Annotated in this window: 15 protein-coding genes; 9 read left to right on the plus strand and 6 right to left on the minus strand. The window is 66.4% G+C overall.

The features are described from left to right. Positions 1-86: 86 nt before the first annotated feature. The 5 genes from AB0L71_RS17075 to dnaA form a co-directional block, all read right to left on the minus strand. Complete coding sequence (locus AB0L71_RS17075; protein WP_365243263.1) at positions 87-662, minus strand: DciA family protein; 576 nt, start codon at positions 660-662, stop codon at positions 87-89. Then, entirely contained in the window at positions 659-1789 is a 1131-nt protein-coding gene (gene recF / locus AB0L71_RS17080) for a DNA replication/repair protein RecF (protein WP_365243265.1), read from the minus strand. The genes AB0L71_RS17075 and recF overlap by 4 nt, the downstream gene beginning before the upstream one ends. A gap of 85 nt (positions 1790-1874) precedes the next feature. Then, positions 1875-2753, minus strand: coding sequence for a phosphogluconate dehydrogenase (NAD(+)-dependent, decarboxylating) (gene gnd, locus AB0L71_RS17085; RefSeq protein WP_365243267.1), 879 nt, complete (start codon positions 2751-2753; stop codon positions 1875-1877). A 131-nt stretch (positions 2754-2884) separates the two neighbouring features. Beyond that, positions 2885-4015, minus strand: coding sequence for a DNA polymerase III subunit beta (gene dnaN / locus AB0L71_RS17090; protein ID WP_365243268.1), 1131 nt, complete (start codon positions 4013-4015; stop codon positions 2885-2887). 1157 nt (positions 4016-5172) lie between these two features. After that, positions 5173-6981, minus strand: a complete 1809-nt coding sequence (gene dnaA / locus AB0L71_RS17095; protein WP_365243270.1) for a chromosomal replication initiator protein DnaA — start codon at positions 6979-6981, stop codon at positions 5173-5175. Positions 6982-7362: 381 nt separating this feature from the next. Between dnaA and rpmH the strand changes: the two genes are divergently transcribed. From rpmH to AB0L71_RS17140, 9 genes are all read left to right on the plus strand, one after another. Beyond that, entirely contained in the window at positions 7363-7500 is a 138-nt protein-coding gene (gene rpmH / locus AB0L71_RS17100; RefSeq protein WP_030930485.1) for a 50S ribosomal protein L34, read from the plus strand. A gap of 18 nt (positions 7501-7518) precedes the next feature. Continuing rightward, entirely contained in the window at positions 7519-7890 is a 372-nt protein-coding gene (rnpA, locus tag AB0L71_RS17105) for a ribonuclease P protein component (protein ID WP_365243273.1), read from the plus strand. Further along, on the plus strand, positions 7887-8246 hold the full coding sequence (yidD, locus tag AB0L71_RS17110; protein ID WP_365243275.1) for a membrane protein insertion efficiency factor YidD: 360 nt from the start codon (positions 7887-7889) through the stop codon (positions 8244-8246). Before rnpA ends, yidD begins: the two co-directional genes overlap by 4 nt. A gap of 3 nt (positions 8247-8249) precedes the next feature. Continuing rightward, positions 8250-9506, plus strand: coding sequence for a membrane protein insertase YidC (yidC, locus tag AB0L71_RS17115; protein ID WP_365243277.1), 1257 nt, complete (start codon positions 8250-8252; stop codon positions 9504-9506). 14 nt (positions 9507-9520) lie between these two features. After that, on the plus strand, positions 9521-10030 hold the full coding sequence (locus tag AB0L71_RS17120) for a R3H domain-containing nucleic acid-binding protein (protein WP_365243279.1): 510 nt from the start codon (positions 9521-9523) through the stop codon (positions 10028-10030). Positions 10031-10140: 110 nt separating this feature from the next. Continuing rightward, entirely contained in the window at positions 10141-10857 is a 717-nt protein-coding gene (gene rsmG, locus AB0L71_RS17125; protein ID WP_365243281.1) for a 16S rRNA (guanine(527)-N(7))-methyltransferase RsmG, read from the plus strand. Positions 10858-11149: 292 nt separating this feature from the next. After that, the gene (locus AB0L71_RS17130) at positions 11150-12226 is read left to right on the plus strand and encodes a ParA family protein (protein WP_365243338.1); all 1077 of its coding nucleotides are present in this window, start codon (positions 11150-11152) and stop codon (positions 12224-12226) included. Continuing rightward, positions 12223-13323 carry a ParB/RepB/Spo0J family partition protein gene (locus AB0L71_RS17135; protein ID WP_365243282.1) on the plus strand — a complete coding sequence of 367 codons (1101 nt, stop codon included), beginning with the start codon at positions 12223-12225 and terminating at the stop codon, positions 13321-13323. The genes AB0L71_RS17130 and AB0L71_RS17135 overlap by 4 nt, the downstream gene beginning before the upstream one ends. A gap of 299 nt (positions 13324-13622) precedes the next feature. Continuing rightward, positions 13623-14240 (plus strand): GNAT family N-acetyltransferase, encoded by a 618-nt coding sequence (locus tag AB0L71_RS17140; RefSeq protein WP_365243284.1) that lies wholly within the window; start codon positions 13623-13625, stop codon positions 14238-14240. A 141-nt stretch (positions 14241-14381) separates the two neighbouring features. On the opposite strand, the gene trxA is transcribed toward AB0L71_RS17140, so the two are convergent. Next, positions 14382-14714, minus strand: coding sequence for a thioredoxin (trxA, locus tag AB0L71_RS17145; RefSeq protein ID WP_365243286.1), 333 nt, complete (start codon positions 14712-14714; stop codon positions 14382-14384). Between the last annotated feature and the right edge of the window lie 22 nt (positions 14715-14736).

A 14736-nucleotide genomic window follows, 5' to 3' on the forward strand; every position in this document is an offset into this window, starting at 1 on the left:
GTGGTGAATCGCCCCGGAACAGAGCCCCCTCGGGCCCGGTGGACCGGCAAAAGACCAGCTCGGAGAGGTCGGACCGACCGGAGGGATCAGCCGTACGTGTCGCCGGGCCCGGTGCTCCCCGGCGCCCGCAGCGGACCGTACCTGCGCTGCGGCCCGCCCGGCCCCAACACCTTGATCAGCCGCACCGTCCCGTGCCCCAGGTCCGCGTTCAGCCGGGCCACCAGCTGAGGCGCCAGCAACCGCAGCTGAGTCGCCCACACCGTCGAATCGCACTGCACCGTCAGAACCCGCTCGTCCGGATCCTCGTCGTACCGCAGGGGTACGCAGTGATTGGCCAGGTCGTCACCGACGATCTGCGGCCACCGCCCCATCACCCCGCCCACCGCGGCAGGCGTCTCCCAGCCACGCTCAGTGATCAGGCGGTTGATCGCGGCACCCAGCTGCAACGGATCACGCCCGTCCGCCCGCGCTCCCGAACGCAGCCCACCGCCTCGCCTGGCCTGCTTCTTCTGCTGCGCCGCAGCACCTCGTGCCCGCGCCTGCTCCTTCGCCGCGCGCAACGCGACCCGCGCCAGATCGACGCCCGACGGCTCCGGCGGCTTCCCCTCCGTCGCCGGCCGCTCACCGGAAGAAGACCCGGACGTCTCACCGCGGGCGCTCACAGCCGCGTCACCTCACCCGCGGACACCACATACCGCGTCCCCGTCAGGACACCCGGAACATCGTCGTCCACGGCAGCCGTCACGAGCACCTGCTCACCCGGAGCCACCAGCTCCGCCAGCCGTTCACGACGACGCGCGTCCAGTTCCGCGAAGACGTCGTCCAGCACCAGCACCGGTTCGTTGCCCTCACTGCGCAGCAGATCGTACGAGGCCAGCCGCAGCGCCAACGCGTACGACCAGGACTCACCGTGGCTCGCGTACCCCTTGGCCGGCATCCCCCGCAGCGCCAGCAGCAGATCGTCGCGGTGCGGACCGACCAACGTCACACCCCGCTCGATCTCCTGCTTCCGGACGTCCGCGAGCGCGGCGATCACCTGCTCGAAGAGCTCCTCACGGGTGCGGGCCCGCGCCACGTCCGCACCGACCGAACTGCGGTACTCCAAGGTCACGGCACCGCCGCCGGGCGCGACATCCGCGTATGCCTTGTCGGCCAGCGGCTGCAGGGCCGCGATCAGATCCAGCCGCTGCGCGAGCAGCTCCGCGCCCACCCGTCCCAGATGCTGGTCCCACACATCGAGGGTGGACAGGTCCATCGACCGGCCGCCGTGCCTGCGGGCCATCGCCGCCGACTTCAGCAGGGTGTTGCGCTGCTTCAGCACCCGCTCGTAGTCCGAACGCACCCCCGCCATCCGCGGCGCGCGCGCCGTGATCAGCTCGTCGAGGAAGCGCCGACGCTCCCCGGGGTCCCCCTTGACCAGCGCGAGGTCCTCCGGCGCGAACAGCACCGTGCGTATGATCCCCAGCACGTCCCGCGGCCTGACCTGCGACGATCTATTGATCCGCGCACGGTTGGCCTTGCCGGGATTGAGCTCCAGCTCGACCAGCTGCGCACGCTCTCCCTGGGTCACCGCGGCCCGGATGACCGCCCGCTCCGCGCCCATCCGCACCAGCGGCGCATCGGAGGAGACGCGATGGCTGCCGAGGGTCGCGAGATAGCCGACGGCCTCCACCAGATTCGTCTTGCCCTGGCCGTTGGCCCCCACGAAAGCGGTGACGCCCGGATCGAGAGGCACCTCGACCCGGGCGTACGAGCGGAAGTCGGCCAGCGAGAGATGCGTGACATGCATGGGTGTACGCCGACCTTCCCGGCTTCCTGCTCCGTGCTCCGTAGTTCGGGTCGGACGTCTCGGTCCGGCCCGCTCCTCGTTGCGGTTACTTCTTGTTCTCGACCGCGTGGCCACCGAACTGGTTGCGCAGCGCGGCGATCATCTTCATCTGCGGGGAGTCGTCCTGGCGCGAGGCGAAACGCGCGAAGAGCGACGCCGTGATCGCGGGCAGCGGCACCGCGTTGTCGATCGCGGCCTCCACCGTCCAGCGTCCCTCACCGGAGTCGGCGGCGAAACCACGGAGCTTTTCGAGGTGCTCGTCGTCGTCCAGCGCGTTGACCGCCAGGTCGAGCAGCCAGGAACGGATGACCGTGCCCTGCTGCCAGGAACGGAAGACCTCACGCACATCGGTGACGGAGTCGACCTTCTCCAGCAGCTCCCAGCCCTCGGCGTAGGCCTGCATCATGGCGTACTCGATGCCGTTGTGGACCATCTTCGCGAAGTGTCCGGCGCCGACCTTGCCGGCGTGGACGGAGCCGAACTCACCCTCGGGCTTCAGCGCGTCGAAGATCGGCTGGACCTTCGCCACGTGCTCGGCGTCGCCGCCGTACATCAGCGCGTAGCCGTTCTCCAGGCCCCAGACACCGCCGGAGACGCCGCAGTCGACGAAGCCGATGCCCTTGATGCCCAGCTCGACCGCGTGCTTCTCGTCGTCCGTCCAGCGGGAGTTCCCGCCGTCCACGACGATGTCACCGGGTGAGAGGAGTCCGGCCAGCTCGTCGATGGTGGCCTGGGTCGGCGCACCGGCAGGCACCATGACCCAGACGACCCGGGGGCCCTTCAGCTTGCCCACGAGCTCTTCGAGGCTCTGGACATCGGAGACGTCAGGGTTGCGGTCGTAACCGATGACGCTGTGACCTGCGCGGCGGATGCGCTCGCGCATGTTGCCGCCCATCTTGCCGAGGCCGACGAGACCGAGCTCCATCAGAGATTCCTTAAGCGTTGTGCCGATTCGTACCCGAGGCCGAGCCTACGCCCGGCCGGAGGCAGACCGACGGGCGTGCTCGGCACCGAGTCCGCCCGTCGGGAGCTGCCGTCGCAGGACCTCAGAGAGGGTCAGCCGGAGAGGCGCACCGGCATGATCAGGTACTTGTATGCCTCGTCCGCCTCCGCGTCCACGGCCGGGCGGCCACTGAGCAGGGCGGGCTTGGTGGACGTCGTGAAGGAGAGCTGGGCGGCCGGGGAGTCGATCGCACTCAGTCCGTCCAGCAGGAAGGTCGGGTTGAAGGCGATCGAGATGTCGTCGCCCTCCAGCACCGCGTCGACCCGCTCCACAGCCTGTGCATCATCGCTGGAACCCGCCTCCAGGATCAGCACACCCTGCTCGAAGCTGAGCCGCACCGGGGTGTTCCGCTCGGCGACGAGAGCCACACGCTTGACCGCCTCGACGAACGGGGCGGTCTCGATGACCGCGACCGAGTTGAACTCGGTGGGGAACAGGGTCCGGTACTTCGGCAGGTCGCCCTCGAGCAGTCGCGTGGTCGTACGTCGGCCCGCGCCTTCGAAACCGATCAGCCCCTCACCGGCACCGGAGCCGGACAGCGCCAGAGTCACCGTGTCACCGCTGGTCAGCGCCTTGGCGGTGTCCAGCAGGGTCTTCGCGGGCACCAGAGCCACGGCCGAGGCGTCCGGGTTCTCCGGCTTCCAGAGGAACTCGCGGACCGCGAAGCGGTAGCGGTCGGTCGAGGCCAGGGTGACGGTGGAGCCCTCGATCTCGATCCGCACACCGGTCAGCACCGGCAGCGTGTCGTCACGGCCCGCGGCGATGGCCACCTGGGCGGCGGCAGAGGCGAAGACCTCGCCCGGGACCGTGCCCGTCGCGGTCGGCATCTCCGGAAGCGCCGGGTATTCCTCCACAGGAAGGGTGTGGAGTGTGAATCGCGAGGAGCCGCAGACCACGGTGGCACGCACACCGTCTGTGGAAATCTCCACCGGACGGTTCGGCAGGGCGCGGCAGATGTCGGCGAGCAGGCGGCCGGAGACCAGCACCGTGCCGTCCTCCTCGACCTCGGCATCCACCGAGACCCGGGCCGAGACCTCGTAGTCGAAGCTGGAGAAGCTGAGGGCACCGTCCTCGGCCTTCAGCAGAAGGCCCGCGAGAACGGGCGCCGGCGGACGGGCCGGGAGGCTACGGGCCACCCAGGCCACTGCCTCCGCGAGTACATCGCGCTCCACCCGGATCTTCACCGGAACCGCCTCCTGCTGTTGCTCGCTCGCCCTGCTGGCCTTCGTCGTCTGATCGGGTCTCCCGCCGTGACGGAGGGGGGACGCCGGTGACCAGTCTGACGTACGGCACCGACACTCGGTGCTGCTCGGGGTCAAGTCGCGACAAGAGGTTCGAAGAGTTCCGGCGCCGAGTTGTGCACAGCCCCTGCTTCGAAGCGAATTCCGGGCTAACTCTAGGTGGCAGTAGTAGTAGGGCCTGTGGAAACCGTGGATAACGTCATTTTCGCAGGTCAAGCCCAATTTTTTGTCCACTGCCCCTGTGGGTGGAACCCGTGGACAACCTGGCACTTCTGTGGACACACGAAAGTTCTGCACACCCGATGCACAGGACGGAGGGGTTTCTCCCCAGGGCTGTCCCCAGCTTTACCCAGGTTCCCCACAGCCCAACCGAGCCTCATGGTGTGACGCCTTTCACTCGGCGCAGTGAAGAGCGGTGTTCCCTTGCCGAACAGTGGACAGCTGTGTGGAGAAGCCTGCAGAAGCTGGGGACAACGTGACCCCAGCTGTGGGTTGCTGGTGGACAACCTGAGCGGGGTCTTGTGGATGAAGTCTCTGTCCACAGGCTGTGGATCATCGTTGACCACAAATCCCCAGGGTCTTGACCTGGCCTGATGGAGTATCGGCAGTCGGCCCTGTGGAAGCAATATGGACAACTTCTGGATCCCCAGGCTGTGGAGGGGAAAAAGTCGCTGGATCTGTGGAGAACTGCTCACCGACGCCAGGTATTCGAACACCGCGGCTCCGTCGAAGCCTTGGAACCAGCGTCTGGAGAGCGCATCCGAAGCACGGGACGGCCTTCAGAGCACAACGGGGCGGGTATCGAGCGGGTTCACAGAGGTACCCGGAGGGCTTCGCGAACTCTCCGTAAGGCTCGCGGACAAGCCTTGGGCAGCGCCGGCCAGAGCCTGGAAGCCCGGAGCAGATCGAGGCAGAGCAGCTCAGCTCAGCTCTGGGCAGCTCTGGGCAGCTCAGGGCAGCTCAGGGCAGCTCAGGGACGACGATCTCGTCCCGCCCCTTGGTCCCGGCATCCCCTGGGCAACAAAGGAGGGCGCCTGGACGACCCTCGTGGGGTTCCAGGCGCCCTCCTCCATGCGTGCGGAGGCTCTGCCGGTCGTGCGTCAGCCGTTCTTGATGCGGTTGGTGAGTTCGGTGACCTGGTTGTAGATGGAGCGTCGCTCCGCCATCAGCGCACGGATCTTCCGGTCCGCGTGCATCACCGTCGTATGGTCACGGCCGCCGAACTGTGCGCCGATCTTGGGCAGGGAGAGATCGGTCAGTTCCCGGCAGAGGTACATGGCGATCTGTCGGGCCGTCACCAGCACACGGCTGCGCGACGTCCCGCAGAGATCGTCCACCGTCAGGCCGAAGTAGTCCGCGGTTGCCGCCATGATGGCCGCTGCCGTGATCTCCGGCGCCGAGTCCTCGCCACCGGGGATCAGATCCTTCAGCACGTGCTCGGTCAGCCCGAGGTCCACCGGCTGACGGTTGAGACTCGCGAAGGCCGTGACCCGGATCAGCGCACCCTCCAGCTCCCTGATGTTCCGTGAGATGCGGGAGGCGATGAACTCCAGTACCTCCGGCGGGGCGTTGAGCTGCTCCTGAACCGCCTTCTTGCGGAGGATCGCGATCCGGGTCTCCAGCTCAGGCGGTTGTACGTCGGTGGTCAGACCCCACTCGAAACGGTTCCGCAACCGGTCCTCCAGGGTCACCAGTTGCTTGGGCGGCCGGTCCGAGGACAGCACGATCTGCTTGTTCGCGTTGTGGAGCGTATTGAAGGTGTGGAAGAACTCCTCCTGCGTCGACTCCTTGCTCGCCAGGAACTGGATGTCGTCGACCAGCAGGATGTCCACGTCGCGGTAGCGCTTGCGGAACGTGTCGCCCTTGCCGTCGCGGATCGAGTTGATGAACTCGTTGGTGAACTCCTCGGAGCTCACGTACCGCACCCGGGTACCCGGGTAGAGGCTCCGGGCGTAGTGCCCGATGGCGTGCAGCAGATGGGTCTTGCCGAGCCCGGACTCCCCGTAGATGAAGAGCGGGTTGTACGCCTTGGCGGGCGCCTCGGCGACCGCGACCGCTGCGGCGTGCGCGAATCGGTTGGACGCGCCGATGACGAAGGTGTCGAAGAGGTACTTCGGATTCAGCCGGGCCGCCGGCTCGCCGGGACCGGACGCGGGAGCGGGCTGTGCGCCCATCGGTCCGCTGCCGCCGCCGGGCCGTCCGGTTCCGGCTCCGCCCTGGCGGTGCTGCGACTGGGGATCCTGCAGGTCGTGCCGCTCGGGGCGCTGCTGCTCGTAGCCCTGGTGCTCGGGCGGTTGCGGCCGGTAGTCGTGCTGCGGCTGCTGGGGGCGGCTGCCTCCGTAGGGCTCGCGCCACTGCTCCGCCGACGAGTCGCGGTCCTGGAACCCGCCGAGCCGTGGCTGCTGCCAGGACAGATCGCCCTGAGTGCGCGGCCACGCTCCGGGTTCGGGCCGCTGCTGCTGGTAGTCGGGGTAGGCGGGCCGAGCGGACGGTATGCCGTCGTCGGAAGGCCGGTGACCGTATCCGTCGTATGCGTCGTTGTGCTGACGCTCGTCGTGCTGAGGCCCTGGGTAGCGATGTTGCTGAGGCTGCTGGGACTGGTGCATCGGAGGCGCGGGCGGGTTCGGAGGCTCGCCCGCGGAGTCGTCGACCGTGATCGCGATGCGGATCGGACGGCCGCACTCGCGGCTCAGCGTCTCGCTGATGAGCGGCGCGAGCCGGCCCTCCAGTACGCGCTTGCCCCATTCGTTGGGGACGGCGAGCAGGGCCGTGTCGGCGACCAGCGCAAGCGGCTGGCAGCGCTCGATCCACTGCTTGTCCTTCGGCTCGATCCCCTGCTGGCCCTCGCCCAGGAGTTGCTCCAGCACGCGTGGCCACACTGCGGCAAGATCGGCAGGTACATCAGCCACAAGGCACGCTCTCTCGCTGGTCCCACGAATGTGTGGTTCTCGGGACGGTATGGGTCGGGATGGGTGAGGACCGGCAGGCAGGAAGAAAAAGAACCGGGGTTCAGCCACGGTAGTCAGGCCGACCCCGGTGGTTCAAGTTGTTGTCCACAGCCTGTGCACGGCGGGGGGTGCTGGACAGCTGGTTTGACCGGATGGCGTGGCCCCGCGTACCGTGACCAGGTCGAGTTGTCGATGGCTGCTGCCGCCTGCCTCCGATGGGCAAAGATCACGATCTGTGATTGTGAAGCGGTGCACTATGGCGTTTACGCGAGTCTCTCGTGGGCGCACGGTGACAGCCAGGCGATGTCCCGCCAACACACGAGTCATTTCTGGAGCCCCCTAGTGAGCAAGCGCACCTTCCAGCCGAACAACCGTCGCCGCGCGAAGACCCACGGCTTCCGGCTGCGTATGCGTACCCGTGCCGGCCGCGCGATCCTCGCGTCCCGCCGTGGCAAGGGTCGCGCCAACCTGTCCGCCTGATCGCTTACAGGTCATGACGTGCTGCCTACCGAGAATCGGCTGAGGCGGCGCGAGGACTTCGCGACCGCGGTACGCCGAGGACGCCGGGCCGGCCGCCCGCTCCTCGTCGTTCATCTACGCAGCGGTGCCACGGACCCGCACGTGACTGGGGAGGATGCTCCCCCGCCGCGTGCGGGTTTCGTCGTCAGCAAAGCTGTGGGGGGAGCGGTTGTGCGCACAGCGGTGAAGCGCAGGCTTCGCCATCTGGTCCGCGAGCGGCTGGCCCTGCTGCCCCCCGGTAGCCTGGTTGTCGTACGAGCGCTGCCCGGATCGGGTGACGCCCACCATGAACAGCTGGCCCGAGACCTGGACGCCGCTCTGCAGCGGCTGCTGGGAGGGGGCGCGCGATGAAGTACCCGCTGCTGGCTCTTATCAAGTTGTATCAGTGGACAATCAGCCCACTACTCGGGCCTGTTTGCCGTTACTACCCGTCGTGTTCCCACTATGGATATACGGCGATCGACCGGCACGGAGCGATCAAGGGAACTGTGCTGACTGCTTGGCGCATCCTGCGGTGCAATCCGTGGTCACCCGGCGGTGTGGACCATGTTCCACCACGTAGACGTCCGCGCTGGCATGAACTGCTGCGCGGTGCCATGCGCGGCAGCAAGGGCGGGGACTCCGCCGCTGATGTGCCTCCCCGGGGGCGGGTTTCCCGACCCCCGAGCCCGGCCGCAGAGACTTCGCCCAATGCTCAAGGAGCCTGATTAGTGGACACGATTGCCAGTCTGTTCAGCTTTATCACCTGGCCTGTTTCCTGGGTCATCGTCCAGTTCCACAGTTTGTACGGAGCGATCTTCGGCGATGACACGGGCTGGGCCTGGGGCCTGTCCATCGTGTCCCTGGTGGTGTTGATCCGGATCTGCCTGATCCCGCTTTTCGTGAAGCAGATCAAGTCGACCCGGAACATGCAGGTGCTCCAGCCCAAGATGAAGGCGATCCAGGAGCGCTACAAGAGCGACAAGCAGCGTCAGTCCGAAGAGATGATGAAGCTGTACAAGGAGACGGGAACCAACCCGCTCTCCTCGTGCCTTCCCATCCTGGCGCAGTCGCCGTTCTTCTTCGCTCTGTACCACGTGCTCTCGGCCATCGCCTCGGGCAAGACGATCGGTGTCATCGACCAGCCGCTGCTCGACAGCGCCCGGAAGGCACACATCTTCGGTGCCCCGCTCGCTGCCAAGTTCATGAACAGCGAAGCGGAGGTCCAGGCGCTCGGTGCCTCGCTGACCGACGTGCGGGTCATCACCGCGGTCATGATCGTGCTGATGTCGGCGTCGCAGTTCTTCACCCAGCGGCAGCTGATGACGAAGAACGTCGACCTGACGGTCAAGACGCCGTACATGCAGCAGCAGAAGATGCTGATGTACGTCTTCCCGTTGATCTTCGCCGGCATGGGTATCAACTTCCCCGTCGGTGTCCTCGTGTACTGGCTGACCACCAACGTCTGGACCATGGGTCAGCAGATGTACGTGATCAACCAGAACCCGACACCGGGCAGCAAGGCGCAGGACAACTACCTGGGACGTCTGCTGAAGAGCGTCACCGCCCACGGTGAGGTCCGTGGCCGGACCAGGCGCAATACGATCAAGCGCATCGTGTCCAAGGGCCCGGATCGCAATGACATCGAGCGGAAGTTCATCACGGGACTGGCCAAGCAGGGCTTCGCGGCCCAGGAGGACGGCACCGTGATCAAGAGCGATACGGCTCTTGCCGAGTCCGAGGCCGCAACGCAGCGACGGCAGCAGCCCAAGCGCCAGACCAAGGCCCAGCGTCAGACCAGTGCCCATGCGGGGGCCAAGGAGACCGGCTCCTCCGATTCGGGTTCCAAGGCATCTCTGCAGAAGTCGGATGAATCGCAGGAAGCCAAGCCCAAGCCGGCGGGCAAGCCCGCGTCCGGCTCCTCACGCCAAGCCAAGTCCGGACAGGGCAAGGGCCAGCAGCGGCCCAAGCACCCGTCCAAGAAGTAAGAAGGAGTCCATCAGTGACGGAAGGCACCACCTCCACGGCCGCTGAGGGCAGCGACACCTTGACCCGCCTTGAGCAGGAGGGCGAGATCGCAGCGGACTACCTTGAGGGTCTGCTGGACATCGCCGACCTCGACGGCGACATCGACATGGATGTCGAGGCCGACCGGGCCGCGGTTTCGATCATCAGTGACTCGGCTCGTGATCTGCAGAAGCTCGTGGGCCGCGATGGCGAGGTGTTGGAGGCGCTCCAGGAGCTGACGCGACTTGCTGTGCACCGGGAGACCGGTGACCGCAGTCGGCTGATGCTGGACATCGCGGGCTTCCGGGCCAAGAAGCGGGCGGAGCTCGCCGAACTGGGTGCCAAGGCCGCGGACCGGGTCAAGCGTTCCGGTGAGCCGGTGAAGCTGGACCCGATGACGCCGTTCGAGCGCAAGGTTGTGCACGACGCGGTGGCGGCCGCCGGTCTGCGCAGCGAGTCCGAGGGCGAGGAGCCGCAGCGCTTCGTCGTTGTTCTCCCGGCCTGACCGGACCTCTTGTTCTGTCGGCCCCGTCTGTTCACAGGCGGGGCCGATCTTTGTCAGCCTGATAATCAGCCACCCACAGTGCGGTAGTGCGGTATGGAAGGACGGTTCCCGTGACGGCGGAGGTAGAGCTTCCCCAGGCGCCCGAAGGGGCACGGGAGGTTTTCGGTGAGTTCTTCCCGGAGGCTGTCCGGTATGCGGAACTGCTGGCGGACGCGGGGGTGAAGCGAGGGCTGATCGGTCCGCGCGAGGTGCCGCGGCTGTGGGAGCGGCACCTGCTGAATTGCGCGGTGCTCGCTGAGGTCGTTCCCGATGACGTCACGGTCTGCGATGTGGGCTCCGGTGCAGGCCTGCCCGGGATTCCCCTGGCGCTGGTACGTCCGGATCTCAAGATCACTTTGCTGGAGCCTTTGCTCCGGCGGACGAATTTCCTCCAGGAAGTCGTTGAACTGCTGGGCCTGAAGCACGTGACGGTCGTGCGTGGCCGGGCCGAGGAGGTCCTGGGGACACTTCAACCGGTTCACGTGGTGACGGCTCGGGCCGTGGCGCCGCTCGATCGACTGGCGGGCTGGGGGGTTCCGCTGCTGCGCCCTTACGGGGAGATGCTGGCGCTCAAGGGTGATACGGCCGAGGAGGAGATTGCTGGTGCGCGTGCGGCTCTGAGCAAGCTCGGTGTGGTGGAGACCGAGGTGCTGCACGTCGGAGAGGGCGTCGTCGATCCGATGTCCACGGTGGTGCGTGTGGTGGTGGGGGAGAGCCCTGGTGGTGTGAGGTTTGCCGCGAAGAGGGCCAAGGCTGCGAGGACGAGCCGTTCGAGGCGTCGTCGCTGACACCTCTGGTCACGCTGTGAAATGACTCGTTACATACAGTTCGCACCTGTGGGTGTCGCTATGCCTGATAAGCAGGCTTACGTACCCCGTGCGGAGTGTCGTGCCCCTGTAGCTAGGCTGCAGGGGCATCGTGTTTCACGTGAAACGTCGCTCTCTGCTGCAGGGGATCATCGGCCGCGGTCGTGCGGCTGCCGCGCCGCGGCACCGCAGGCCTGTCAGGGCTACGGAGTTTTCCACAGAAGTGGATTCATCCACAGAAGAGCGGGCCTCGCTGGTTCACGACCCCGAAAGCATGGCAGGCTCTGCTCATTGCGAGCCTGAAGTCGAGGAGAGTGAATCCTTGCGGTCCGACGCCAACATTGCGGGACCGATGACCGATCCGGTCCCCGGTCCCCGAACCGAATCGGCGGGGGAGGGTGTTTCACGTGAAACACCACCGCCGATGGATGACACACCCATCGGTCGCGCGGCCCAGCTGGCGGTCGAGGCCCTAGGCCGCGCCGGTGAAGGGCTGCCTCGTCCTGAGCGGACGCGCGTCATGGTGGTGGCCAATCAGAAGGGCGGGGTGGGCAAGACGACCACGACGGTCAATCTTGCTGCTTCGCTGGCGCTCCACGGTGCGCGCGTCCTGGTGGTCGACCTCGACCCGCAGGGGAACGCCTCCACGGCTCTGGGAATTGATCACCACGCCGAGGTCCCCTCCATCTATGACGTCCTGGTGGAGAGCAGGCCGCTCTCCGAGGTGGTGCAGCCTGTTCCGGATGTCGAGGGCCTCTTCTGTGCCCCCGCCACTATCGATCTCGCCGGTGCGGAGATCGAGTTGGTGTCGCTGGTGGCGAGAGAAAGCCGACTGCAGCGGGCGATCCAGTCGTATGAGCAGCCGCTGGACTACATCCTCATCGACTGTCCGCCCTCCCTCGGTCTATTGACGGTCAATGCCCTGGTCGCCGGGGCCGAGGTGCTGATCCCTATCCAGTGCGAGTACTACGCACTGGAGGGACTGGGACAGTTGTTGCGCAATGTGGATCTGGTGCGAGGACACCTCAATCCCGATCTGCATGTGTCCACGATTCTGCTCACCATGTACGACGGCAGGACCAGGCTCGCCTCGCAGGTCGCGGAGGAGGTGCGCAGCCACTTCGGCAAGGAGGTGCTGCGTACGAGCATCCCGCGTTCGGTACGGATCTCCGAAGCGCCGAGCTACGGGCAGACCGTGCTGACCTACGATCCGGGTTCGAGCGGGTCGCTGTCGTACCTGGAAGCGGCGCGTGAGATCGCCCTGCGAGGTGTCGGGGTGCAGTACGAGGCCCAGCATGCCCGCACGGGCCGCGGGAACAACCAGCAGAGCATTTCGGAGGGGATCCAGTGAGTGAGCGTCGAAGAGGACTGGGTCGTGGGCTGGGTGCCCTGATCCCTGCCGCTCCGCAGGAGAAGCAGGTGCCGTCCACGGGGGCGGGCCCGATCTCTCCTGGGGTGGGGTCTGTCATGACGGCAGAGCGAGGGGTGGCTGCTGCGAAGCTGGCTACCCTCACGGCTGCTCAGGTTGTTCCGGAGCCGAGTGCGCCTGTATCGGAGCCCGGAGTTGCCGCAGAGCAGACGGGAACTGCCGAGGCGTACTTTGCCGAGGTACTTCTCGACTCCATCACTCCGAATCCTCGTCAGCCCCGTGAGGTGTTCGACGAGGACGCACTGGCCGAGCTGGTGACCTCCATCAAGGAGGTGGGTCTTCTCCAGCCTGTCGTGGTGCGGAAGACGGGGCCGGAGCGTTATGAGCTCATCATGGGTGAGCGGCGCTGGAGGGCTTGTCGTGAGGCGGGCCTGGACCGGATCCCTGCGATCGTCCGGGCCACCGACGACGAGAAGCTTCTTCTGGATGCGCTGCTGGAGAACCTCCATCGGGCTCAGCTGAACCCGTTGGAGGAGGCAGCTGCGTACGACCAGTTGCTCAGGGACTTCAAGTGCACGCATGACCAGTTGGCGGACCGGATCGGGCGTTCTCGCCCGCAGGTCTCCAACACGCTCCGCCTGCTCAAGCTGTCCCCTCCGGTGCAGCGGAGGATCGCTGCCGGGGTTCTGTCGGCCGGCCATGCTCGGGCGCTGTTGCCCGTGGAGGACTCGGAGGAGCAGGACAAGCTCGCGCATCGCATTGTGGCCGAAGGGCTTTCGGTGCGTGCGGTTGAAGAGATCGTGCACCTCATGGGCTCCCGGCCCAAGAGCACCGCCAAGGGCAAGGGGCCCCGGGCCGGCGGCCGGGTCTCTCCCGCACTGTCCGATCTTGCCTCCAGGCTTTCGGATCGCTTCGAGACCAGGGTGAAGGTCGACCTCGGACAGAAGAAGGGAAAGATCGTCGTCGAGTTCGCGTCGATGGAGGATCTGAACCGCATTCTCGGCAGCCTCGCACCGGGTGAGGGGCGCGTGATGGATCGGGGCGTCTCGGAGGATTCTGGCGAGAGCGACGAAGGCTGATCCCTGCTGGACGGATTGCAGGCGGGCTGTGTTCACGTGGTACCGGAACACAGCCCGCCCTTTGCTTTCTCTCGCTGTCGGCCTCATGTCTGGGTGGATACGATGCGTTCTGGTAGGGCACATCCAGCTCGAGTCACCTCGATGAAGGAAGGGCCTGCGATCAGTGAGCCACAGCCGACCAGCGACACCGGAGCTGGACCTGGAGGCTGTCCGAGGGTTCACCGGAGGCCTGCTCCTTGATGGGAGTGCACAGACTCCGCAGGGGATGCGGCGGGCGAAGGAAGCGAGGAACAGCCTTCATGGGGCGTCGGCTCGTACCGCTCACACTGGACAACCTTTCTGATGTCCCCAGACGCTGCCGCTCATGTGTCTTCTGGGAGCTCGACCCGGTCAGTGGGGAAGCTGCGGTAAAGGCAGGAACGCCCGAGCTGGAGAAGGAGGCGTGGATTTCGGCTGTCCTGCTGGAGTGGGGATCGTGCGGCCGTGTTGTCTATGTCGACGAGGTACCGGTGGGCTTCGTGCTCTATGCACCCCCGGCTTACGTACCGCGTTCGACGGCGTTTCCGACGAGTCCCGTCTCTCCCGATGCCGTGCAGCTGATAACGGCCTGGATCGTGCCCGGCTACCAGGGGCAGGGATTGGGCCGGGTCATGGTGCAGACCGTCGCCAAGGATCTTCTGCGTCGGGGATTCAAGGCGATCGAGGCTTTCGGCGACGCCCGGTGGGAGAAGCCTGCCTGCGTACTGCCCGCGAACCATCTTCTTGCTGTCGGCTTCAAGACCGTGCGACCGCACCCTGTTCACCCGCGGCTGAGACTGGAGCTGCGTACGACGCTCTCTTGGAAAGAGGACGTCGAGATGGCACTGGACCGGTTGTTGGGCGCTGTCCAGAAGGAGCCGGCGCTGCGACCCTTGTGATTCGAGACATCCCTGGGTACGGAAAACGGGCCCATCCCCGGGGTGAATCCGAGGGGTCGTTGCACCCCCTGGGGGCGCAACGACCGCAGGAACTTACGCGGAGGGACGGACCCGTTTCACGTGAAACAGCGGACCGTGGCTCTATTCGCTGATGAAGCCTTCGAGGTCGCGGAGGATCGCGGCCTTCGGCTTGGCTCCGACGATGGTCTTGGCGACCTCGCCGCCCTGGTAGACGTTCAGGGTGGGGATGGACATGACGCCGTACTTGGCAGCCGTGTCAGGGTTCTCGTCGATGTTGAGCTTGACGACCTCGATCTTGTCGCCGTGCTCAGCCGCGATGGCCTCCAGGGAGGGCGCGATCTGGCGGCACGGACCGCACCAGGCGGCCCAGAAGTCCACCAGCACGGGCTTGTCGCTCTTCAGGACGACCTCGTCGAAGGAAGCGTCGGTCACGTTCTTCAGGGCGCCGGCCACGGCGACCTCCTTAACTTCTTGG

It is taken from the genome of Streptomyces sp. NPDC052052 (genome assembly GCF_040680455.1).
In the GTDB taxonomy this organism is placed as follows: Bacteria; Actinomycetota; Actinomycetes; order Streptomycetales; family Streptomycetaceae; genus Streptomyces.

Coding starts and splice junctions, on each gene's coding strand:
- yidD (WP_365243275.1), top strand. CDS start 7,887: ATGAAGTACCCGCTGCTGGCTCTTATCAAGTTGTATCAGTGGACAATC.
- AB0L71_RS17140 (WP_365243284.1), top strand. CDS start 13,623: ATGGGGCGTCGGCTCGTACCGCTCACACTGGACAACCTTTCTGATGTC.
- AB0L71_RS17130 (WP_365243338.1), top strand. CDS start 11,150: ATGGCAGGCTCTGCTCATTGCGAGCCTGAAGTCGAGGAGAGTGAATCC.
- gnd (WP_365243267.1), bottom strand. CDS start 2,753: ATGGAGCTCGGTCTCGTCGGCCTCGGCAAGATGGGCGGCAACATGCGC.
- recF (WP_365243265.1), bottom strand. CDS start 1,789: ATGCATGTCACGCATCTCTCGCTGGCCGACTTCCGCTCGTACGCCCGG.